At 68.9% G+C, this 646-nt stretch carries 1 pseudogene; it reads right to left on the bottom strand.

Annotation, left to right across the window (positions count from 1 at the left end):
• A pseudogene (locus V6U90_RS33755) lies at nt 1–646 on the bottom strand (hypothetical protein); the annotation flags it as partial.

Raw genomic sequence — 646 nt, 5'->3', positions numbered from 1 at the left:
TACCCCAGCCCACACCCGTCACACCAGACCACATCGGACGAACCTGGCCATTCAAGATCTGTAGCACCGACAACCCTGTCCAGTGCGGCCAGCAGCATCCGCCGCTCCGGGCGCCGGAAGGCACGGAATCGCGTGGGCGTCACGAGCGAGGCGTCCCCGCCGGAGACCTGGCAGGCAAGACGCAGCACGTCGGTCGTCGTGTCCACGCCGACCAGCGGCCGGCCGAGGACGAGCCGGACCCCGTTGAGCACGGCACGGTTCTCCCGTACCGGAATCTCGACCGGCTGCACGCCGTCCACGCAGGCGACTGCGAGCTCGCTGAGGATCGCGAGGTCCGCCTCGCCGTGTGGCGTCGAGCTACCGGCCAGGGCCAGATAGAGCCGGGTGGCTTCCACGTCGGCGGCGTCGCCGAGACGCAGCAAGGTCACCCGGTCACCGGCTGCGGTAATCAGGTCGTCGTGCGCAGCCAACAGCTCGGCATAGGTGTGCTGGTAGGTCCCGTAAGTCGGCAGGTCGAGCAGGTTCACCCCGCCCGAGGCGACGGCGTCCCGCAACTGCGCGTCGGTCGCCGTGCCCCCGCCGGTGTGGTTCCCCTCGTAACGTGGAGGCCAGGACTTGAGGGATAGAGGCTCATGGCTGAAACGAG

The sequence above is a fragment of the Micromonospora sp. CPCC 206060 genome, from assembly GCF_036906895.1.
Classification (GTDB): Bacteria; Actinomycetota; Actinomycetes; order Mycobacteriales; family Micromonosporaceae; genus Micromonospora.
This window is presented reverse-complemented; position numbering and strand designations above follow the sequence as displayed.